We start from the raw sequence: 517 nt of genomic DNA, 5'->3' as shown, positions 1-517 counted from the left end.
TTTTAAAGGATGAGCGGTACAGAGATTGCAAAACGATGGGGCTATAGCTCAGCTGGGAGAGCGCCTGCTTTGCACGCAGGAGGTCTGCGGTTCGATCCCGCATAGCTCCACCATCTTTTACTGCGAACACAAGAAAACTTCAGAGTGAACCTGAAAAGGTGCACTGCGAAGTTTTGCTCTTTAAAAATCTGGATCAAGCTGAAAATTGAAACGACACATCTTTAAGGTGTGTTCGAGTCTCTCAAATTTTCGCAATCAGAAGTGAAACATCTTCGGGTTGTGAGGTTAAGCGACTAAGCGTACACGGTGGATGCCCTGGCAGTCAGAGGCGATGAAGGACGTGCTAATCTGCGAAAAGCGACGGCGAGGTGATATGAACCTTTGACCCGTCGATGTCCGAATGGGGAAACCCAGTGCAATTCGTTGCACTATCGTTAACTGAATACATAGGTTAACGAGGCGAACCGGGGGAACTGAAACATCTAAGTACCCCGAGGAAAAGAAATCAACCGAGATT

1 tRNA gene and 1 rRNA gene are annotated in these 517 nt (G+C 47.6%); both read left to right on the top strand.

Annotated elements, in window-relative coordinates:
• The first annotated feature begins 37 nt into the window (after positions 1 to 37).
• A tRNA-Ala gene (locus APT89_RS22985) sits at positions 38 to 113 on the top strand.
• 170 nt (positions 114 to 283) lie between these two features.
• A 23S ribosomal RNA gene (locus APT89_RS22980) occupies positions 284 to 517 on the top strand; the annotation flags it as partial.

Origin of the sequence: Enterobacter sp. 50588862 (genome assembly GCF_001462935.1) — a bacterium.
GTDB lineage: Bacteria > Pseudomonadota > Gammaproteobacteria > Enterobacterales > Enterobacteriaceae > Enterobacter > Enterobacter bugandensis.
The sequence above is the reverse complement of the archived record's forward strand: the minus strand, read 5'-3'. Positions and strand labels throughout refer to the sequence as shown.